Origin of the sequence: Streptomyces lycii, assembly GCF_009735685.1 — a bacterium.
Classification (GTDB): Bacteria; Actinomycetota; Actinomycetes; order Streptomycetales; family Streptomycetaceae; genus Streptomyces; species Streptomyces lycii.
This window is the reverse complement of the sequence record NZ_WHPN01000278.1, coordinates 1-19,036: the sequence shown is the minus strand read 5'-3', so window position 1 is coordinate 19,036 and position 19,036 is coordinate 1. Positions and strand designations below refer to the sequence as shown.

Sequence of the window (19,036 nt, the reverse complement as noted above, 5' to 3'; positions counted from 1 at the left end):
TTGGAGGCGGCCACGCTCAGGCCGTCGCCGCCGTAGTGCTCGACGCAGAACGCGCCGGTGTAGCCGTGCGCGAGGGCGGTCTTGACCGCCTGGCGGTAGCTGACGAATCCGGACTCCATGGGGGCCGGGGAGGTCAGCACCGTTCCGGTGGCCGGGTCCTCGACGCGGTAGTAGTTCTTGACGTGCCAGTAGTTGGCGTGCGGCAGCGTCTTGGTGACCATCGACTCCCAGGACTCGATGGGGCGCTGCATCCGGATGAGGTTGCCGAGGTCCGGATTGAGGCCGGCGTTGTCGCGGCCGATGTCGGTGAGCAGGGCGACGGCGGAGTCGGCGGTGCCGAGGTAGGTGTCCTCGTACATCTCCAGGGACAGTTCGACGCCCACCGAGGCGGCGTGGTCGGCGAGTTCGCGCAGCCGGTTGACGGCCTTGTCCCAGGTCTCGCGGTCGCCGGCCGGGTCCTTGGGCCCGGGCACCGTCCAGAACCAGAGCACGGCCTGCTGCTCGGGGGTGAGCGGCCGGTGCAGCCCGACCGAGACGAGCGGGACACCGAGGGCGGCAGCCGCGTCGATGGTGCGGTGCGAGTACGCGAGGTTGGCGTCGCCGTCGACCGGGTCGATGACGCTGCGGCGGATCGCGGAGATGGCCGGCGCGGTCAGGCCCACCTCGGCCAGCGTGTTCCGCAGTTCCTCCAGGCGGGCCGGGGAGAGGTCTCCGGGGCGCAGCCAGCCGTCCGTGAGGTCGACCTCGGTGAAGCCGGCGTCCACGACCTCCCGCAGGGTCTCCGCCCACTGCTCGGCGCTCTGCTCCTGGGTGGAGACGCCGTCGGGGCCCGTGTTCGGGAACTGCAGGAGTGCGGCTGCGATCGGCCAGGTTTCTGCGGTGTGAGTCATCGTCTCCCTTTCTCTATTTCCTATAGGATCTAGAATCCCAAGGGCTGTCAATGTGACCCACACCACTTAACTCGCGGTCGGCACACCCGGACCCGCGACGGCCCGAACCCCGCGTACGGCTCCGGGTCACCACTCACCGACGACCCCGGACCACCCGGAAGCCCGAGACCCACGGGACCGGCGGGACCCGGCCGGCCGTGCACGACGAGGCCGACGCGGCACGCGTGACGGAACCCGGCGCGGCACGCACGGCCCGGTACGCACGGAGAAGGCGCGGTACGGAGAAGGCGGGGCGCGTCACCGGCGCGAGCGCCCGGCGGCCGGCATGCAATCGCGCGACCTGAAAATTTCAACTCGTCCCTTGCAGTGCGTTCATAACAGGTGTCACAGTGGGAGAGCATTCACCCACTGATAGCAACCGACCACTGCTGCAAGTGAGTTGAGCGATGCCGCCGACCGACCTGACGCGGCCTCACCGGCCTGTCTCCGCCTCTGTCTCCACTCCCCGGGAGAAGTCCATGTACCAGGCGAGCGTGCCCCGCCTGCCCTCCCCCGCCTCTCCGGCCGTCACAGCCGGTACGGGCACTCCCGTCCCGCCGCGCGCGGCGGGGACCGGCACCGGGGCGCGTGACGACGCGGCACCGGGGGCTCCGGAACCGGTTCCCGGCCCGGCCGGGCGCACCGGCGGGGGCCGGCCGGTGCGCGGACCGGGCGGCGGGGGCAGTCCGCCGCAGGCCGGGGGCGAGAGCCGGCAGGGCGTCAGAGCCGGGCGCGCCCGGACCGCTCGCCCCGTCACCGATCGCGTCCGGCCATGACCTCCCTGCCCCGGAACCGTCACCGCGGCCGCCTCACCCTTCCGGCCGGGCTGCCCGCGCAGCTGGGCTACGACGCGGTGGGCATGCCCGTCGACCTCGGGAAACGGATCATGAAGAGCCTGCCCCGCATCGGCTGCGTCTACGCCGACGACCAGCGGTGCTGGTGGATCGTCCCGGCCGGCTCGGACATCGACGTCGACTGGCCGCCCGGCACGAGCTACGCGGTGGGCGCCCGGGTGACCCCGCCGAACGTGATGGGCCCGCCGCGCCGCCGGCCGCGCATGATCCACCACCCGCACGGCGGTTCGCCGTACACCCCGCCCATCCCCCTCTACGTGCTCACCTGCCACCTGACGGGCACGGCGCCCTCCTGGTCTCCGGGCGCGAGCACGGCCGGGGCGGTGGCCGCCCGGTAGCCGGGCCGGCGACAGCACACGGGCACCCGCCGCGACGGCACACGGGCGTCCCCTCCCCGGGCGCCGCCCGCCGAGCGGCGCCCGGGCCGGCGTGCTCCCGCAGGAGCGCCCGGGTCCGGGCGGGCACGGCCGGCCCGCGGCGCCGGAGGTCTTCCTTCCGTCAAGACCCCGCACCACTCTCCGCCGAACGCCTCCCCCCGCCACCCCCGGGGGAGTACGGTACGACCCCGATCATGTAGAACGACATGTGATGTGTACAACGGCGATGAAGCCAGCGGAAAGGAGCGGTGTGCCCCGTGCCCACTGATTACGCCTGCCAAGCAGCAGCAGAGCGGGCCGCCCACGGGATCACCCCCGTCCGGGCCATTTTGGTACCCGTACAGAGACCGGCACCGACGCAGCAGGAGGACATTCCGGTCGTCCTCCGCTCGTACCTGGGAGTCAACAACCCGCCCCCGCAGGAGGAGAAGCCGCCCCCGGCTCCGCCCCCGGTGAGTCCGTTCATGGGCGGTGCCGTTCTGCTGATCTTTCTGGACGGCCTGCGGGCCGACATGTCCGGCACCCTGTCGGACTGGTATTCCGCTCTTTCGCACCGGCTGCCGCAGACCCTCGGGGCTCCGTCCGCCGGCGGGCAGCAGGCGCCGCGTGCCAACCAGCCGAGCGGCTGGCAGGTCATGGCGGACCTGCAGAACAGCGCGCAGGAAGTGCTGACTTCCCTGGTCGGCTACTCGCACGGCGGGAACTCCGGCCCGGGTGCCCTGAACGTGCGGCTGGCCCTGATCGAGGACGTCCTCGCGGGCGTGCTGCGCCGGATGGCGATACCGGCGGACATGGCCACCTGGTCGGCCGGGGAACTCGCGGTCGCCACCGGTTCGCTGTTCGGCGGATCCACCCGCCCCGCGCCACCGTTCCCCTCGCAGGAATCGCACGCCGAGCACCACTGAGCCCGGGCCGCGTGGCGGCGCGGCCCCCGGGTGCTCCGGCGTCCCGCCCGACCCCTACCTGTCGTTCGAACCTGAGCGCCTGGTCACGGGCCCACGAGGCCCGCGTCGTGCGCGATCAGCCCGGCCTGCGTCCGGTTGGCGCAGCCCAGCTTGTCCAGCATCCGTGAGACATAGCCCTTGACGGTCGCCTCCGAGAGATGGAGCCGCCGCGCGATCTGCGCGTTCGAAAGGCCCTCGCCGACACACGCCAGCACCTCGGCCTCCCGGCCCGTCAGCGTCCCGACCGTCTCCCGCGCCCGGTCGCGTGCCGAGAGACTGTCCGTCGACGCGGCGACCAGCCGGCGCGCGGCCGCCGCCGACAGCACCGTGTGCCCCTCGGCCGCCACCCGCACCAGCCCGATCAGGTCTTCCGGCGGGGTGGACTTCACCAGGAAACCCACCGCCCCGGCCCGCAGCGCGCGCAGCACGTACTGGTCGGCGTCGAAGGTCGTCAGCACCACGACGGCCGGCGGATCCGCGAGCTCATGGATGCGTTCGATCGCCGTGAGCCCGTCCGTGCCGGGCATCCTGAGGTCCATCAGCACCACGTCCGGCTTGCCCCGCACCACCTCCTCGACCCCGGCCGCGCCGTCGTGCGCCTCGCCGACGACCTCGATGTCCCCGGCCGAGCCGAGAATGGTGCGCAGGAAACCGCACACCATCGGCTCGTCGTCCACGACCACCACCCGGACCACCGCTCACACCGCCGTTTCCGCGGTCGGGACATACGCGGGCAGCACGGCCTCGACACTGAACCCGCCGTCCGGCGCGGGACCGGCCCGCAGGGTGCCGTGCACCAGTTCCATGCGCTGCCGGAGGTTGACGATGCCGAGCCCCGAACCGGTACGGGCCAGTCCGTTCCCGGCGGCTCCCGCCCCCTCCGGCGGCCTCGTGTTCCGCACCGTGACCCGCACCTGCGCCTCCTCGTACTCGACCCGCACGGTCACCCGCGCACCGGGCGCGTGTTTGCGGACGTTCGTCAAAGCTTCCCGCACGACCCGGTAGGCCGTGCGCCCGACCACCGGCGAGGCGAGCGAGCGGTCCCCCTCCTCCACCAGTTCGGCGGGAACACCCACCGCCGTCGACTCCGCCACCAGCGCCGGGAAACCTCCCACGGACGGCGTCCGGTCGCCCTCGGGCGCCGTGCGCAGGATGCCGACCAGGTCGCGCAGTTCCTCCATCGCCTGGCAGCCCGCCGCCCGCAGCTCCTCCGCCGCCTGCCGGGTCGTCTCGTCGGCCGCCGTCATGCGCAGCGCCCCGGCCTGGAGCACCATCAGGCTCACCCGGTGGGTCACCACGTCGTGCATCTCCCCGGCCAGCCGGGCGCGTTCCTCGGCCCGGGCCTGTTCCGCCAGCAGGTGCCGTTCCCGCTCGGCCCGCTCGGCACGTTCGGTGAGGGCCAGCACGAGCCGCCTGCGGGCGTCGAAGTAGAGCGCGAGCAGCGGGCCGACGGCGGTGCGGAGCAGCCCGATCGTGATCACCGTCGGTGACAGCTCCCACGGGCGGGCGACGACGACCGTGAACAGCGCGAGCACCACCAGGGCGGTCCGGCGGCCGCGCGGGTCGGCGCCATCTGTCCCGCCGCTCCGGCAGCCCTGCCGCCGCTGTGTGTAGAAGAGCGGCCCGTACGCCGCGAGGGCCGTCGAGAACGGTGCCCACAGATTGCCGCGGTCCGCCGGTGCCAGCACGCCCAGCGGTGCCACCAGCAGCGTCACCAGCAGGGTGAACGCCCCCAGCACGGCGACGACGGTGAGCGGCGCGCGGCGGCGGACGGCCAGCGAGAGACAGGCCGCGGCCTGCACCCCGAGCAGCACATGGGCCGTCGCGCCCGGGTCCTCGGGCCACCAGGTCTGGCCCGCCAGGGTCGACCAGGTGTCGACCAGCGTGAGGACGACCGCGATCGCCACATCCACGGCGACCGGGTGCCGGCGGTGCCACGGTGCCCTTGTCATGGCGTTCACGGTAGGTCATGCCGGGGCCCGCGCACGGCCTGCGATCGGCGGGAGAGGACCCTACGAAAGTCGCATCCACTCCGTACGGCCTGCCCTTCCGCCCGGCGCCGCCGGGCCGTGCAATGGGACCCATGGACACCAGACGAGAGCAGGCACCGGCGGTCCCCGGGCTGGGCCGCTACCGGATCGACACCCGTATCTCCACCGTCACCTTCGCCACCCGGCACCTCTTCGGGCTGCTGCCCGTGCGCGGCGGCTTCGCCGTCCGGTCCGGCACGGTCGACGTCACCGAGCCGCTGGCGGAGTCGCGCGTCCACGTGGAGATCGAGGCGGCGAGCTTCAGCACCGGCAACGAGCAGCGCGACAGGAACGTACGGTCGGCACGCTTCCTGGACGCCGGCCGGTTCCCGGTGCTGACGTTCTCCTCCGGCCGGGTCGGCAGCACGTCGGTCGGCGGCACCCTCACCGCGCACGGCGTGAGCCGGCCCGTCACCCTGGCCGTCGAGCGGTCGGCCGTGTCACCGGAGGCCTTCACCGTCCGGGCCACCACGCGCCTGGACCGGACCGAGTTCGGCGTGACCGGGTCGCGCGGCATGACCGGGCGCCTGCTGGACGTGACGGTCGAGATCACCTGCGCGCGCGTCGGCGGCGCGGGCGGCTGACGCGCCGGGGTCCGCCGCCCGACGGGGGGGCGGCGGACCGGCGCGCCGGGTCGGTCCGCGGACCGGGCCGGATCAGTTCACGGACGAGGAGAACGAGTTCACGCCGAGACCGGCGCCGCCCTCCCAGGGCTCGAAACCGGCCTGGACGCTGGTGAGGTACCACGACTCCTGGGCCATGCCGCGGCTGACCGTCTCGTCGACGAAGTTCATGACGTCGAAGTCCATGCTCGGGACGGCGGACGACGCCACGAACGAGATCACGTCGTTGCCGCCGTTGTTGCCGGTCCACACCTCCCAGTTGCGGCCGCCGACGTCCGCCGTGCCGACCTGGGAGCCGATGGGCTGGATCGGGCCGACCCGGTTGAACCAGATCATGATCTCGGTCTGGTTCACACCGTTGGTCTTCGGCGTCGGGTCCAGCCAGATGTCGAACGACGCGTTGTACACCGCGTTGTTGACGTAGCTGTACGAGATGCTGGTGGGGGCGCTGCCTATGGTGCTGATCTGCTTCGGCAGATTCGTCCCCGGGGAGCAGTTGGAGTAGTGGCAGCCGTTGTAGAGCGACGGGTAGGACTTCGGTGCCCCGTCGGTCGACACGGAGCCGTCCGCCTTGGTCAGCTGGAAGCCGCTGGCGGTGACGTTGATGCATTGCTCGGCCGTGGTGCCCCAGCGGTTGTTCTGGGCCACGTACTTGCCCTGCACGGTGGTGGTGCCGTACTGGTCGCAGATCAGCTCGTCCGCCTGCGCGTTGCCGGACGTGACCACGAAGGCGGCCAGCGATCCCAGTACCGCCAGGATCGCGAAGCCGGCGGAACGTAGATGCAGTTTCATGGTGCCCTTCCGGGTGTGGGGGGATGTGGGAGCGCTCCCACGCCTCTGGCGGACCTTAGAACCAACGGGCCACGGGTGACAAGGGACGGCGCACGGCCGGTGCCGGGACGGCCGCCGGGGACCGTGCGGAAAACACCGCGCACCGGACAGAAGACGCCTGCCAGGATGCCTCCATGACGGAACATCCGGCAGTACGCCTCACCACGGCCCACAGCGCCGATCTCGGCACCGCCGAACGCACCGCGGCGCGCGCCCTGCTGTACGACGTCTTCGAGGGAGACATCGACGAGCACGACTGGGAGCACTGCCTCGGCGGCGTGCACGCGATGGTCTGGGAGGGCCCGGAACTCGTCGGACACGCCTCGGTCGTCCAGCGGCGGCTGCTGCACGCGGGACGCGCCCTGCGCACGGGCTACGTCGAGGGCGTCGGAGTGCGGGCCGACCGCCGCGGGCGCGGGCACGGCGCGGCCCTCATGGCGGCGCTGGAGCGGATCGTCCGCGGGGCGTACGAACTGGGCGCGCTGGGCTCGACGGACGAGGCCGCGGGGTTCTACGCGGCCCGCGGCTGGCGGCTCTGGTCCGGTGCCACGGAGGCCCTCACCCCCGGCGGCGTGGTCCGCACGAAGGACGCGGACGGCTGTGTGTACGTCCTGCCCGCCGCCGTCACGCCGGACCCGGCCGGAGGCCCGCTCGTCTGCGACTGGCGCGACGGGGACGTCTGGTGAGCCGGTGCAACGGCGGGCGGCCGGCGGGCCGCCCGGCCCGGGACCCACGGCCCGTGCCCGCCCCGTACGGCCGGGGCAGCCGTACGGGGCGGCTGTCGGTGACAACCGCCCCGTAGCGGAATTCCGGGCTGTGCGTCACCCGGCGCCGGGACCCGGCGGCCCGACGGGTCCCGGCGTGCCGCCGGATGCCACCCGTGTCCCGGCCCCTGCCGCCCGGGCGGCCACGCCGGGCGGCAGGGTGCCGGGGGCCGGTCAGTCGCGCAGGTTCAGGCCCCAGATGCCGCTACCGCTGCCGGTGCCGGTGCCGCCCTCTCCGCCGTCGCCGCCACCGGCGTCCTCGCACTTCTTCCAGGCGAGCTGGTAGGTGGTGGCGATGTCGCCGTCGGTCGAGTCCATCGTCATGAAGCTGGTGGTCGACGAGGTGTCGGAGGTGCCGGCGTTGACGCGCAGCTCCGTGTTGATGTTGAAGTTCCGGGTCTCACCGCACGGCGCCCACACCAGCGCGGGCAGCTCCGTCACATCGGTGGCCTGCCAGTTGTCGTCGAACGGCCCCTTGTAGGAGTGGACTCCCTCGTAGGTGTCCGGGGACCCCTGGAAGTAGTACGAGGCCTTCTGGGTGGCGCTCGCCCCGTCCTCGAGGTAGGCGTAGCCCCGGTAGTCGACGCTGGCCACCGCGTAGGTGAAGCCCTGCGGGACGTGCATCGCCAGGTTCAGCTGGCAGTTCTTGCGGAAGTCGGTCGGCTTGGCTCCGACACCCACCTGGGCGAGGTACTCGCTGTACGTCACCGTGAAGGCCTCGTTGTCCTCCGAGACGGCCACGGCGGCCGTTCCGGCGGGGCAGCCCGAGCCGTTGACGGTGGCGACCTCGATCACCATTCTGTCGGACGGCGGGTCCAGGAAGTACGGCGGTTGCGCGATGGGCGTGGGAGCGAACGACGAAGCGAATAATGCCGCTGCCGCGCCGCCCGCGGCCAGTACACCGAACATGGTTCTCCAATCGATCGTCTGTGGACCGCGACGGAGACACGAAGGCCCCCGGCGCCGTTTGCTGAACGGAACTCGCCGAGTCTGAATCGACTCGTGTCACACCGCGTCGGGGCACCTTGACCGCGCGACGGGGCGCGGGAGTGCGATGCGGGTGAGAAATGATCGGGGCGACTGGACACCCCGTATGTGCACGGTGCCGAGCGAAGCTCCTTCGAAGCTTCCGAGGTGGGGGTGATACCCCGTCGACTCAGCGGCCGTGGCCGTTGAGACGCGGGGGATATCAGCCCGGTTCGTTCGATCTCGAGTTCCGCAACCGTGCCGGCGAATTGAATTCGCTCGACAGGTCCGGAGTGGGGGGTGCTGCATATCCGGTTTCCAGTCCGACACACCTGGAATTCACCGGTTCGAGGCGTCCCACGGGAAATGGGGCTTCCCCGCTTCCGGCTCACGGGTCACCTCGGTCGGCGGGCGCCGGCCCGTCAACGCGCGGCTCCGGGCGCCGGACACGTTCCCGCGTGGCACGCGGGACGCGGATGGGTCACTCGCACTTCTTCCACTCGATGTGGTACTCGGTGCTGACCGCGCCGTCCGTGGAGTCCATCGTCATGAAGCTGGTGGACTCCTTGGTGTTGGACTCGCCACCGCTGACCCGCAGCTCGCTGTTGATGTTGACGTTGCGGTCGACACCACAGGGGGCCCAGACCAGCTCGCCGTAGTCGGTCGAGTCGGTGGTCTGCCAGTTGTCGCTGAAGGGGCCCTTGAACTCGTGGGTCGAGGACGCGGTCTCCGGCGAGCCCTGGTGGTAGTACGACGCCTTCTGCAGACCGGAGGCGCCCTTCTCGAGGTGCGCGTAGCCGCGGTAGTCCACGCTCGCGATCGCGTAGGTGAAGCCGCCGGGCACGTGCACGTCGAGGTTGAGCTGGCAGTTCTTTCTGGAGTCGGTCGGCTGCGCGCCCACACCCACCTGCGCGAGGTAGTCGCTGTAGGTGACGGTGAAGGCCGTGTTGTCGGGAGAGACCGCGACGGCGGCAGTCCCTGCCGGGCAGCCGGATCCGTTGACCGTGTTGACGCCGACCACGATCTTCTCGTCGGGCACGGTGGAGGTGGGCTCCACGCTCATCGCGGAACCGGCAAGAGTGGACGCGAATAAGGCCGCAGCCGCTCCACCGGCCAGCAGAACACCGGACATGATTCTCCAATCGATCGTCTGTGGACGTGACGGAAGGGGGACGATCCCGGATCCGCCCACTGCGCTCGGGGCCACCGGACCGGGCGGCATGCCGCCGGACCTCGGGGTCCCGTACGGACCACGCAGCGCCCCGCGGCCGCGGGGAACGGCCGGCCGCAGGAATGCAGCAAGCGCACTGAATGGTCCGGACTCCCAGAACTCCTCTGCGGGGGGACCGTGCGGGCGGCACGCGTCGGCACTCGCGGCACCGGCCGCCGGCAGGGAACCGGCCTCCGGGCCTTCTCCGTGCGGGGGTGCGTCCTGAGCCCGTACCCGGGGCTACCGGGGCCGGCATGTACCCGAACGGAGGTGCGGAGGAACGATGCGTACGACCTGCCGGTCGAGAAGGCCGGGCGACTCCCGCGGCTGTCTCCGCGGACCGACGCCCAAGCCTTCTGCTGACCCGTGGGGGGGGCAGGGGTGGGAGCGCTCCCACCGTAAGCCTTGGCTGGGGGCATGACAAGGGTGTGCGTCTCACTCAGGAAACCCGGCTGAAATAAATCCAAGCTGATTCCGGACGCGGGCGGGCACATGTCCTGGAGGCGTCCGGAAAAGGACGGGCACAACGGGCATTTGACGGCCGGGGCCGGACGGAAGTGTCCGATACTCAGCTACACCGGCACGTGAAAATCTTCACGTCCGGGCGCCGCCCGCCACACGGTGATCCGCAGCGGGAGTATGCCACCCACTTCCCGCCAACCGGCCGCGCGAAGTGCCTTTGCTCGTACCGCGGTGAACAATTGCATGAGCCAATCAGTCCGCTGTGCGCCGTTGCCCGACGCCCGGCGGACGGAATCCCTCCGCGGACCCGCCGGATGTCGGGCGAACGGGCCTCGCCGGCCTCGCCGGAGGTCTCACAGATCGCGGAAGGGCTTCGCGTAGACGAACTCGCCGCGCAGCGAGGGCCGGTACGCGGTGAGGGCTCGGGCCTGGAAGTGTCCGGCCCACGCGGGATCGGGCGGGGTGATCCCGTACTCGGCGGCCGGGCGGAAGCCGAAACGGGGGTAGTAGCCGGTGTGCCCGAGCAGCACCACCAGCGGTTCGCCCAGGGCGTCGGCGGCGCCGAGCACCGCGTGCATCAGGGCCTCCCCGATCCCCTGCCGCTGCGATCGCGGCAGCACGCCGAGCGGTCCCAGGCCGAGCGCCGGGGCGGATCCGACCCGGGCCCGGGTGCAGACGACGTGCCCGGTGACCACTCCGCCGTCCCCGGTGGCCACCAGGGAGAGTTCGGGGATCCACCCGTCGTCCGCGCGCAGGGCGTCGACGAGCCCCGCCTCGACGGGCTCCCGGCCCGGTTGTCCGTCCCCGGCGGCGAAGGCCGCCGTGTGGACGGCGCGGACGGCTTCGGCATCGGCGGGGCGTTCTCGTCGGATCAGCACGCGGCCGATCATCACGCGGCCGGCCGGCCGGGGCAACGGCATTTCCCGCGGCCCGTGCTCCGGCGCCGGAGCACGGCCGCCCGCCCCCGATTCCTCGCAGCCGTCCCCCGCCGCCCGTTCAGGGTCGTACGCCGCTGACCAGGTCCGCGGTGGCCGAGATGCCCTCGTACATGGTGGGCGCGACGCTGGTGCCCGCGAGCAGGAAGCCGAGCAGGACGCACACGATGGCGTGCGACATCTTCAGGGCCCCGCTCTTCAGGAACACCACGGTCAGGATCACCAGCAGCAGCAGAACGGAGATGGAAACGACCATCGCGAACAAACCTCCTCGGCCGGGCCACGCACACGGGTACGGCCGCGAACACGGTACGGAGCGGCTTTCGGGCGTCAGTGTGGCCCATCGCACACGCCGCACCGGCCGTCCGTGCGTCCGCCGAACGGGTGCTGACCGAGAGTCACCGCGCCCAGGGCGCCCCCGGCCGGTCGTGACGGTCGAGGAAGGATTCCAGCCCGGCCAGGTCGTCGGTGTTGATGTGGTCGACGCCCGCCGCGAGCAGTTCCGACCAGACGGCGTCACGCGCCGGGCCGGGGGTGTCGGGGGTGGCCCAGAAGCGGACACGGCGCCGCTCGGCGTGCGCCCGGGCGACGATGCCGTGCAGCTTCTCGCGCTCGGCCGCGGGCATCGGCCCGACGCCGGTCCAGGCGAAGCTCAGCGTCCAGTTGGTGCTGACGAGCGGGATGAAGGAGGCGGGCGCCGGGGTGCCGAGGTCGTCGAGGCGGCCGTCGTAGAAGGCGTACCGCAGGTGCTGGGCCTCCATCGGTGCGCGCGCGGCGCGGTCGCCGGAGACGACGGCGGTGACGGCACCGGTGCGGACCCGGTCCCCCGCGGCGCGGGTCATCATGTGCCGGTGCCGGCGGAGTTGGCGGTCGAGTTCGCGGTACGTCTGCGCGCCGGTGTTCTTCAGGTCGACCAGGAGCTGGAACGGCTGCCGGTGACCCCGGTGCACCCATCCCCCGTTGGCCCGGATCCGCTGCTCCAGGGGTGCCAGGTACAGGGCTTCGAGGGTCCGCTCCGGGGTGAGGTCCTCGGCGTCGTGGCCGACGAGGAGTTGCCCGTCGACCAGCCAGATGTCGGCCTCGGCGCTGGTGAAGCGGTGGTCCAGGGCGTCGAGGAGCGGCCGGGGGTGTTCGTAGTCGTTGTGTGCGTGCGCGCGGCGCAGCGGCGCGGGGCCGCGGCGGCCGGTGGCGCCGCTCCCGGCGGCGGGCTGCTGGGCCGCCCAGGCCCGGCCCGGGACGGCCGCCCCGGTGAGGGCGGCGGCGAGGGAGGTGACGAGGGCGCGGCGGGTGGGGCGTGCGAGGGCCATGGAGCCTCCGGGGTACGGCACGACGAGCCGCCCGCCGTGCGCCGTGGGGAACCGGCGCACGGCGAACCGGGCGGCAGCGGGTCATCAGCGAGTATCGGCGGTCCCTGGCGGAATCGGCGTGCCCACGCCAAGAGTTCGGCCGCCGTTCCCCGGGTGGTTCCCCCGGCGGACGCTTCCGACGCCTGCCGCCCGGGAGCGCGTCAGCCCGCCGGTGCCGGCAGGTCGACGAGGCCCGCGAGTGCCTCCCGGTGCCGTCCGGCGGTGCCGAGCGCCGTGGCGTCCGCCTTAGCGCGCTTCAGATAGAGATGAGCCGGGTGTTCCCAGGTCATGCCGATGCCGCCGTGCAGTTGCACGCACTCCTCGGCCGCGTGGACGGCGACCGGCGAGCAGTACGCCTGGGCGACGGCGACCGCCACCGGCCCGTCCTGGCTTCCGGTCGCCAGGGCGTCGGCGGCGGCGCGGGCCGCCGCCCGGGCGGAGACGAGTTCGAGCCAAATCCGGGCGAGCCGGTGCTTGAGCGCCTGGAACGATCCCACGGGCCGGTTGAACTGGTGCCGTTCGCGGAGGTACCGGACGGTTTCCGCGAGACACCACTCGGCGATCCCCAGCTGTTCCGAGGCCAGCAGACCGGCTCCGGCGAGCAGGGCGCGGCGTACGGCCGCCTCGGCCTCGTCGGGTCCGGCGACGAGCCGGGCCGGAGCGCCGTCGAGCGCCGCGTCGGCGAGAGGGCGGGTGAGGTCCAGGGGCACCCGGGGGGTGACGGTGACGCCCGCCGCCTCGCGGTCCACGGCGTACAGCCCCGGTCCGTCCGGGCCCGCGGCCGGGACCAGCAGGACGTCGGCGTGGGCGGCGTCGGCGACCCCGGTGACCCGTCCGGTGAGCGCGCCGTCGGCGGCGGCCCGCACGGTCGTGGCCAGGGGTGCGCCGGGGGCGGTGGACCAGGGCAGCGCGAGTGCCGCCGTGTTCCGTCCGGCGGCCAGCCCGGCGAGCAGCCGCCCGGTCTCCCCGTCGGCGGCCGCACCGCTGCCGAGCAGCGCCTCGGCGGCGATCACGGCACTGGTCAGATAGGGCGCCGGCGCGACGGCCCGCCCCAGCTCCTCCAGGACGACGGCGGCCTCGCGGGCCGAGGCGCCCTGGCCGCCCAGTTCCTCGGGCACGAGCAGCCCGGCGGCGCCCATGTCGGCGCCGAGGGACTTCCAGAGCGCGGGGTCGTACGGCTCGGCGCTCTCCGTCCGCAGGACGAGGTCCGCCGGGTCGCAGCGGGCGGCGAGCAGCGAGCGCACCGCGGCGCGCAGGTCCTCCTCGGCCTCCGAGTACAGCAGGTCGGGCCCGGCCTGCTCGGGGTTCTCCGGCTCGGCGGTCCGCTCCGTCATCGGGCCAGCTCCTTCCAGGGGACGTCCTTGTCGGTGCGCGGTTCGGCGGGCAGGCCGAGCACGCGTTCGGCGACGATGTTGAGCAGCACCTCGGAGGTGCCGCCCTCGATCGAGTTGCCCTTGGCCCGCAGATAGCGGTAGCCCGCGTCGCGGCCGGTGAAGTTGACGTGCTGCGGGCGGGTCATGGTCCAGTCCTGGTAGGTGAGCCCCTCGTCAGCGAGGAGTTCGACCTCCAGTCCGCTGATCTCCTGGGCGAGGCGGGCGAACGCGAGTTTGATCCCGGCGCCCTCGGGACCGGGATGGCCGGCCGTGAGCTGCTGGCCGAGCCGTACGGCCGCCAGCCGGGCCGCCTCGGCCTCCACCCAGAGCCCCAGCAGCCGCTGGTGCAGGTCGTGGGTCCGCAGTTCGGGCCGTTCGCGCCAGGTGGCGGCGGCCTTGCCGATCATGCCGCCCTCGCGGGGGATGCGGCCGCCGCCGATCGCGACGCGCTCGTTGTTGAGGGTGGTCTGCGCGACCTTCCAGCCCTCCCCCACCGCGCCGAGGCGGTGGCTGTCCGGGATGCGCACCCCGGTCAGGAAGACCTCGTTGAACTCCGCCTCGCCGGTGATCTGGCGCAGCGGCCGGACCTCCACGCCGGGGTCGGTCATGTCGCAGACGAAGTAGCTGATGCCGCGGTGCTTGGGCGCGTCCGGGTCGGTGCGGGCGATGAGGATGGCCCAGCGCGCGAGGTGCGCCTGGGAGGTCCACACCTTCTGCCCGTCAACGGTCCAGCCGGCGTCCTCGCTGTCGCCGTCCCGTACGGCCCGGGTGGCGAGCGCCGCCAGGTCGGATCCGGCACCGGGCTCGCTGAACAGCTGGCACCACACCTCCTCCCCGGTCCACAGCGGCCGCAGGAAGCGCTGCTTCTGCTCCTCGGTGCCGTACTTGAGGATGGTCGGGGCGGCCATGCCGAGGCCGATGCCGATGCGCCGGGGGTCGTTGTCGGGCGCACCGGCCGCTTCGAGTTCGGCGTCGACGACGCTCTGCAGGGCCCGGGGCGCGCCCAGGCCGCCCAGGCCCTCGGGGAAGTGCACCCAGGCGAGCCCGGCGTCGAAGCGGGCCCGCAGGAAGGTGTCGCGGGGGGTGGTCGCGGGGTCGTGCGCGGCCAGCAGGTCGCGGACGCGGCTGCGCAGTCCGGCGGTGTCGGTGTCGGCAGGGTGCTGCGCGGACTCGGTGGTACGGGGCATGTCGCGGCTCCTTCCGGTCAGCCCGTGGTGGCGGGGGTGACGACGACGCGGCCGGTGGTGGTGCCGCTGTGCACGCGCTGCACGGCGTCGCTCGCGCCCTCCAGCGGCACGCGCTCGCTGACGAGCGGCTTCACGGCGCCCTTCGCGGCGAGTTCGGTCAGCTCCTGGTGGCAGGCGCGGACGGCGGCCGGGTCCTTGGTGTTGTAGAGGCCCCAGTGCAGGCCGAGGATCGAGTAGTTCTTGACCAGGGCGTGGTTCAGGCCGGGGGTGGGGATGGTGCCGCCGGCGAAGCCGACGACCACGACGCGGCCCTCGAAGGCGATGCACTTGACCGACTTCGCGTAGGCGTCGCCGCCGACCGGGTCGTAGACCACGTCGGCGCCCCTGCCCGCGGTGGCGTCCTTCACGGCGGCGACGATGTCGTCGGCGCGCCGGTCGACGACCAGGTCGCAGCCGAGCTCGCGGGCCACCGCGGCCTTCTCCGGGCCGCCGACGACCCCGATGACGCGGGCTCCGGCGGCCTTGCCGAGCTGTACGGCCGCGCTGCCGACGCCGCCGGCGGCCGCGTGCACCAGCAGGGTCTCCCCCGGCTGGATGCGGGCGCGCCGGTGCAGGCCGAACCAGCTGGTCTGGTAGCCGATGTGCAGGGCGGCGGCCTCCGCGTCGTCCAGCCCGCCCGGCGCGGGGAGCACGGCCGAGGCGTCGGCGAGGGCGAACTCGGCGAAGCCGCCCGCAGGCAGCGGCGGCTGGGCCAGCACCCGGGCGCCGGTCTCGCCCTCGGCTCCCTCTCCCACGGCGGTGATTTCGCCGCAGATCTCGACGCCGGGGGTGAACGGGAGGGGCGGCCGCACCTGGTACTCGCCGCGGCACAGCAGCGCGTCGGGGAAGTTGATGTTCGCGGCCCGCACCCGCAGGAGCAGCTGCCCGGGTCCGGGAACCGGGTCCGGCACGTCTTCCAGGCGCATCACCTCGCGCGGTTCGCCGTTCTCGTGTACTCGCCAGGCTTTCATCGGTGCGCCTCCGTGGAACCGTCGACAGATGGGTTGCGGGCTCTCCTCGTCAGCGCATACTAAGCGGTCGCTCGGCTCACGCGACAGGGGTGCGCGGGTACGGCGTCCCGTTCAGTCCCGGGCCGCCGCGGGCGCCGCGTTCCGCGCGGGGAACGGAGCACCGAAGCGCGCCAGGCAGTGCCAGACCTTCTTGAGCGCCTGCGGGTCGTGACGCCCGGCGCGGGCGGCCTCCCCGAGGGTCCGGGTGTCGAGCACGCCGCCCCGCGCGATCCGGGCGCCCAGTTCGACGTACTCAGGCCCGCGGTAGCCCCGGTGCCGGCGCAGTTCCCCGACCGGGAGCCGGAAGCCCGGGTGCCACTCCACCGGACACGGAAGCCGGCGCGCCGCTTCCTCCACCGCGGTCCCGCGGTGGCCGGCGTCGAGAACGAGCGCCTCCACGTCCCGGTCCAGCCGGACCTCGCCGTGCACCTGGGCCTCGACGTAGTCGTCCAGGGCGTCCCGGCCGCCGGCCTCGGCGAGTGCGACGAGGGACATCCGGGACCAGGTGCCGACGTCCGACGGTTCGCAGACGCTGTCGGGGTAGCAGAACGTGGTGCGCGGGAGCGTCCCGGCGGCGAGCCGGAAGTGGGCCGAGCCGAAGCGCGCCGCCGCCCCCCAGGGCAGGCGCCGGAAGTCCAGCGCGCCGTAGACGGGACGCTCGCGGGCGGGAGCGGTGTCGTAGGCGCCGCCGAACAGCCGGCTCTCCCAGCGCCACCGGTCACCGCCCGGGTGCGCGGTCAGCCCCCCGTTGCTCACACCGGTGACGAACTGCGAGCGGTAGACGGGCTCCTCGGCCAGCGCCTCCAGGACGGTCCGGTCGCCGGCCGGACGGTCCGGGTGGAAGTTGAGCGTGACCCGGAGCCGGGGATCGCAGGGGCCGCCGGACGCCAGTGTTCCGACATGCCGGAGCGCGCGCTCCCGGGGTGATCCTGCGGCCGGGTTCATCCGCGCAGTGTGCCCCGCGCCCCGCCGCGGCCGCAGCTGCTTTTGCGGCAGGCCGGCGCGATTGTTGGTCCAGACCTTGACTGGTATAGACCAAGCCGCTTGAGTGGGAACCACCCCCCGATTCAGGCGGCCCCGCCGCCGTGAAGGAGCGCTCGTATGTCCAGACGCCTCCTGGCAACCCTCACCACGCTCGTGGTCTGCTCCGGACTAGGAGCTGTCATGCCCATGACGGCCTCGGCGGCCCCGTCCGCGGCCGCCGCGTCCTGCTCGGCTCCGGACTGGGCCGCCGGACAGTGGTACCCCGCCGGCTCGGTCGTCCGGTACTCCGACGGCCGCTACTACCGCGCGGAGCACGACAACCCGGGCTACGACCCCCTCATCAGCACCTGGTACTGGGAGCCCCACTCCTGCGGCCCCTCCGACCCGAGCCCCAGCGGCTTCATCGTCAACGAGTCCCAGTTCAACCAGATGTTCCCGAACCGGAACTCCTTCTACAGCTACAACGGCCTGGTCGCGGCGCTCAGCGCGTACCCCGGGTTCGCCAACACCGGCAGCGACACCGTGAAGCGCCAGGAGGCCGCCGCCTTCCTGGCCAACGTCAGCCACGAGACCGGCGGGCTGGTGCACATCGTCGAGCAGAACACCGCCAATTACCCGCACTACTGCGACACGACGCAGCCCTACGGCTGCCCGGCCGGACATGACGCCTACTACGGCCGCGGCCCCATCCAGCTGAGCTGGAACTTCAACTACAAGGCGGCGGGCGACGCGCTCGGCCTGGACCTGCTGAACAATCCCTGGCTGGTGCAGAACGACTCCGCCGTCGCCTGGAAGACCGCCCTCTGGTACTGGCACACGCAGAGCGGCCCCGGCTCCATGACCGGGCACGACGCGATGGTCGGCGGGCACGGCTTCGGCCAGACGATCCGCAGCATCAACGGCAGCCTGGAGTGTGACGGCAAGAACCCGGGCCAGGTGCAGAGCCGGGTCGACAACTACCAGCGCTTCACCGGCATCCTCGGCACCTCCCCCGGTGGGAATCTGTACTGCTGACCGCCGGAAGACGCCGCCGGGGACCCTCCCCGGCGGTACGGCGTTTCCTGGCATTCCGCAGGTCAACCCACCCTTTCGAGCGATTCCGGCCGCGTGATCGACGCTGCTAGTTTCGGTGCCGGGCGAACGGAATACCGTCGCCCGGCACATTCTCCGCACAGATGGGGTGGCGTCTTTCATGACGGCGTCGGCGAATTCCTCTTCCGCCTCCGGGCCGGGCCGCGACGGGCCGCCACGGTTGAGTCTGGACACTGCCGCGGCGCGGCAATTGGCGACCACGACCAAAACCGTTCCGCAAAACCGGAACATCACCTCACGCTGGCTGCTGCGGACCCTGTCCTGGGTCCAAGTCCCCGGCGGCACCTACCGGGTGAACCGCCGGCTCACCCACACCGTGGGCGACGGCCGCGTCGACTTCGTCACCACGGGTGCCGACGCCCGCGTGATCCCCGAAGAACTCCGCGAGCTGCCCCTGCTGCGCGAGGTCACGGACAGCGCGGTGCTGGAGGAGCTGGCGAGCCGGTTCACCCAGCGGGAGTTCGCCCCCGGCGAGCTGATCGCGGAGGCGGGCACGGCCGCCGACCAGCTGTTCCTCCTCGTGCACGGCAAGGCCGGCAAGGTGGTGCCGGGCAAGTACGACACGGCCGCCGTCGCCGGGATCCTCGCCGGCGGCTCGCACTTCGGGGCGGAGGCGCTCGCCGGTCCGCCGGCCGAGTGGAGCTGTTCGCTGCGCGCCGTGACGAGCTGCACCGTGCTGGCCCTGTCCCGGCGGGAGTTCCAGGAGGTCGCCGACCGTTCCGAGGCCCTGCGCGACCGGCTGGCCCGGCAGAGCGCCCTGCCCCGGCAGCGGCGGAGCCCGCAGGGCGAGGCCGAGATCGCCATCTCCTCCGGGCACACCGGTGAGCCGTCGCTGCCGGGGACGTTCGTGGACTACGAACAATCCCCCCGGGAGTACGAACTCAGCGTCGCCCAGACCGTGCTGCGCGTCCACAGCCGCGTCGCCGACCTCTACAACGAACCCATGAACCAGGTCGAACAGCAACTCCGCCTCACCATCGAGGCCCTGCGCGAACGCCAGGAACACGAACTGGTCAACAACCGCGACTTCGGCCTCCTCCACAACGCCGACCTCACCCAGCGCATCCACACCCGCACCGG

At 72.7% G+C, this 19,036-nt stretch carries 18 protein-coding genes and 1 pseudogene; 6 read left to right on the top strand and 13 right to left on the bottom strand.

The window, feature by feature from the left end; translation table 11 throughout:
- Positions 1-890: sugar phosphate isomerase/epimerase family protein (locus GCU69_RS14615; RefSeq protein ID WP_156206297.1), on the bottom strand; the 890-nt coding region annotated here is incomplete at its 3' end.
- Between the two features lie 811 nt (positions 891-1,701).
- Between GCU69_RS14615 and GCU69_RS14610 the strand changes: the two genes are divergently transcribed.
- Both GCU69_RS14610 and GCU69_RS14605 read left to right on the top strand, forming a co-directional pair.
- Complete coding sequence (locus GCU69_RS14610) at positions 1,702-2,121, top strand: hypothetical protein (RefSeq protein WP_098750403.1); 420 nt, start codon at positions 1,702-1,704, stop codon at positions 2,119-2,121.
- Between the two features lie 296 nt (positions 2,122-2,417).
- Complete coding sequence (locus GCU69_RS14605) at positions 2,418-3,065, top strand: hypothetical protein (protein ID WP_143671093.1); 648 nt, start codon at positions 2,418-2,420, stop codon at positions 3,063-3,065.
- An 83-nt stretch (positions 3,066-3,148) separates the two neighbouring features.
- On the opposite strand, the gene GCU69_RS14600 is transcribed toward GCU69_RS14605, so the two are convergent.
- Together GCU69_RS14600 and GCU69_RS14595 are read right to left on the bottom strand one after the other, a co-directional pair.
- Positions 3,149-3,799, bottom strand: coding sequence for a response regulator transcription factor (locus tag GCU69_RS14600; protein ID WP_098750405.1), 651 nt, complete (start codon positions 3,797-3,799; stop codon positions 3,149-3,151).
- A 3-nt stretch (positions 3,800-3,802) separates the two neighbouring features.
- Positions 3,803-5,056 (bottom strand): sensor histidine kinase, encoded by a 1,254-nt coding sequence (locus tag GCU69_RS14595; RefSeq protein WP_098750429.1) that lies wholly within the window; start codon positions 5,054-5,056, stop codon positions 3,803-3,805.
- Positions 5,057-5,187: 131 nt separating this feature from the next.
- Between GCU69_RS14595 and GCU69_RS14590 the strand changes: the two genes are divergently transcribed.
- The gene (locus GCU69_RS14590) at positions 5,188-5,718 is read left to right on the top strand and encodes a YceI family protein (protein WP_098750406.1); all 531 of its coding nucleotides are present in this window, start codon (positions 5,188-5,190) and stop codon (positions 5,716-5,718) included.
- A gap of 75 nt (positions 5,719-5,793) precedes the next feature.
- On the opposite strand, the pseudogene GCU69_RS14585 reads toward GCU69_RS14590, so the two are convergent.
- Positions 5,794-6,549: pseudogene (locus GCU69_RS14585) on the bottom strand (GH12 family glycosyl hydrolase domain-containing protein); the annotation flags it as partial.
- 173 nt (positions 6,550-6,722) lie between these two features.
- Between GCU69_RS14585 and GCU69_RS14580 the strand changes: the two are divergent.
- A complete protein-coding gene (locus GCU69_RS14580) occupies positions 6,723-7,274 on the top strand; it encodes a GNAT family N-acetyltransferase (protein WP_098750408.1) in 552 nt (183 codons plus the stop codon).
- Between the two features lie 252 nt (positions 7,275-7,526).
- Here GCU69_RS14580 and GCU69_RS14575 read toward each other — a convergent pair whose 3' ends face one another.
- The 9 genes from GCU69_RS14575 to GCU69_RS14535 all read right to left on the bottom strand — a co-directional run bounded on the left by GCU69_RS14575 (position 7,527) and on the right by GCU69_RS14535 (position 16,825).
- Positions 7,527-8,261 (bottom strand): DUF4360 domain-containing protein, encoded by a 735-nt coding sequence (locus GCU69_RS14575; protein WP_098750409.1) that lies wholly within the window; start codon positions 8,259-8,261, stop codon positions 7,527-7,529.
- A gap of 538 nt (positions 8,262-8,799) precedes the next feature.
- Positions 8,800-9,450 carry a DUF4360 domain-containing protein gene (locus GCU69_RS14570; protein ID WP_098750410.1) on the bottom strand — a complete coding sequence of 217 codons (651 nt, stop codon included), beginning with the start codon at positions 9,448-9,450 and terminating at the stop codon, positions 8,800-8,802.
- 893 nt (positions 9,451-10,343) lie between these two features.
- On the bottom strand, positions 10,344-10,868 hold the full coding sequence (locus tag GCU69_RS14565) for a GNAT family N-acetyltransferase (protein WP_098750430.1): 525 nt from the start codon (positions 10,866-10,868) through the stop codon (positions 10,344-10,346).
- Between the two features lie 118 nt (positions 10,869-10,986).
- On the bottom strand, positions 10,987-11,181 hold the full coding sequence (locus GCU69_RS14560; RefSeq protein ID WP_098750411.1) for a hypothetical protein: 195 nt from the start codon (positions 11,179-11,181) through the stop codon (positions 10,987-10,989).
- A 142-nt stretch (positions 11,182-11,323) separates the two neighbouring features.
- Positions 11,324-12,232, bottom strand: a complete 909-nt coding sequence (locus GCU69_RS14555) for a phosphatidylinositol-specific phospholipase C/glycerophosphodiester phosphodiesterase family protein (protein WP_098750412.1) — start codon at positions 12,230-12,232, stop codon at positions 11,324-11,326.
- Positions 12,233-12,432: 200 nt separating this feature from the next.
- Complete coding sequence (locus GCU69_RS14550; RefSeq protein ID WP_156206296.1) at positions 12,433-13,605, bottom strand: acyl-CoA dehydrogenase family protein; 1,173 nt, start codon at positions 13,603-13,605, stop codon at positions 12,433-12,435.
- Positions 13,602-14,831, bottom strand: a complete 1,230-nt coding sequence (locus GCU69_RS14545; RefSeq protein WP_156206295.1) for an acyl-CoA dehydrogenase family protein — start codon at positions 14,829-14,831, stop codon at positions 13,602-13,604. Before GCU69_RS14545 ends, GCU69_RS14550 begins: the two co-directional genes overlap by 4 nt.
- 17 nt (positions 14,832-14,848) lie before the next feature.
- On the bottom strand, positions 14,849-15,841 hold the full coding sequence (locus tag GCU69_RS14540; protein WP_098750415.1) for an NADPH:quinone oxidoreductase family protein: 993 nt from the start codon (positions 15,839-15,841) through the stop codon (positions 14,849-14,851).
- Between the two features lie 111 nt (positions 15,842-15,952).
- Positions 15,953-16,825 carry a DUF3626 domain-containing protein gene (locus GCU69_RS14535; RefSeq protein ID WP_156206294.1) on the bottom strand — a complete coding sequence of 291 codons (873 nt, stop codon included), beginning with the start codon at positions 16,823-16,825 and terminating at the stop codon, positions 15,953-15,955.
- A 156-nt stretch (positions 16,826-16,981) separates the two neighbouring features.
- Here GCU69_RS14535 and GCU69_RS14530 point away from each other — a divergent pair, with 156 nt between their 5' ends.
- Positions 16,982-17,878, top strand: a complete 897-nt coding sequence (locus tag GCU69_RS14530; RefSeq protein ID WP_098750417.1) for a glycoside hydrolase family 19 protein — start codon at positions 16,982-16,984, stop codon at positions 17,876-17,878.
- Between the two features lie 178 nt (positions 17,879-18,056).
- Positions 18,057-19,036: family 2B encapsulin nanocompartment shell protein (locus GCU69_RS14525; protein WP_156206293.1), on the top strand; the 980-nt coding region annotated here is incomplete at its 3' end.

Bases quoted from the DNA above. Each gene is read 5' to 3' on its own strand.
- GCU69_RS14610 (WP_098750403.1), top strand. From the start codon at position 1,702: ATGACCTCCCTGCCCCGGAACCGTCACCGCGGCCGCCTCACCCTTCCG.
- GCU69_RS14595 (WP_098750429.1), bottom strand. From the start codon at position 5,056: ATGACAAGGGCACCGTGGCACCGCCGGCACCCGGTCGCCGTGGATGTG.
- GCU69_RS14590 (WP_098750406.1), top strand. From the start codon at position 5,188: ATGGACACCAGACGAGAGCAGGCACCGGCGGTCCCCGGGCTGGGCCGC.
- GCU69_RS14580 (WP_098750408.1), top strand. From the start codon at position 6,723: ATGACGGAACATCCGGCAGTACGCCTCACCACGGCCCACAGCGCCGAT.
- GCU69_RS14575 (WP_098750409.1), bottom strand. From the start codon at position 8,261: ATGTTCGGTGTACTGGCCGCGGGCGGCGCGGCAGCGGCATTATTCGCT.
- GCU69_RS14570 (WP_098750410.1), bottom strand. From the start codon at position 9,450: ATGTCCGGTGTTCTGCTGGCCGGTGGAGCGGCTGCGGCCTTATTCGCG.
- GCU69_RS14560 (WP_098750411.1), bottom strand. From the start codon at position 11,181: ATGGTCGTTTCCATCTCCGTTCTGCTGCTGCTGGTGATCCTGACCGTG.
- GCU69_RS14555 (WP_098750412.1), bottom strand. From the start codon at position 12,232: ATGGCCCTCGCACGCCCCACCCGCCGCGCCCTCGTCACCTCCCTCGCC.
- GCU69_RS14550 (WP_156206296.1), bottom strand. From the start codon at position 13,605: ATGACGGAGCGGACCGCCGAGCCGGAGAACCCCGAGCAGGCCGGGCCC.
- GCU69_RS14545 (WP_156206295.1), bottom strand. From the start codon at position 14,831: ATGCCCCGTACCACCGAGTCCGCGCAGCACCCTGCCGACACCGACACC.
- GCU69_RS14540 (WP_098750415.1), bottom strand. From the start codon at position 15,841: ATGAAAGCCTGGCGAGTACACGAGAACGGCGAACCGCGCGAGGTGATG.
- GCU69_RS14535 (WP_156206294.1), bottom strand. From the start codon at position 16,825: ATGAACCCGGCCGCAGGATCACCCCGGGAGCGCGCGCTCCGGCATGTC.
- GCU69_RS14530 (WP_098750417.1), top strand. From the start codon at position 16,982: ATGTCCAGACGCCTCCTGGCAACCCTCACCACGCTCGTGGTCTGCTCC.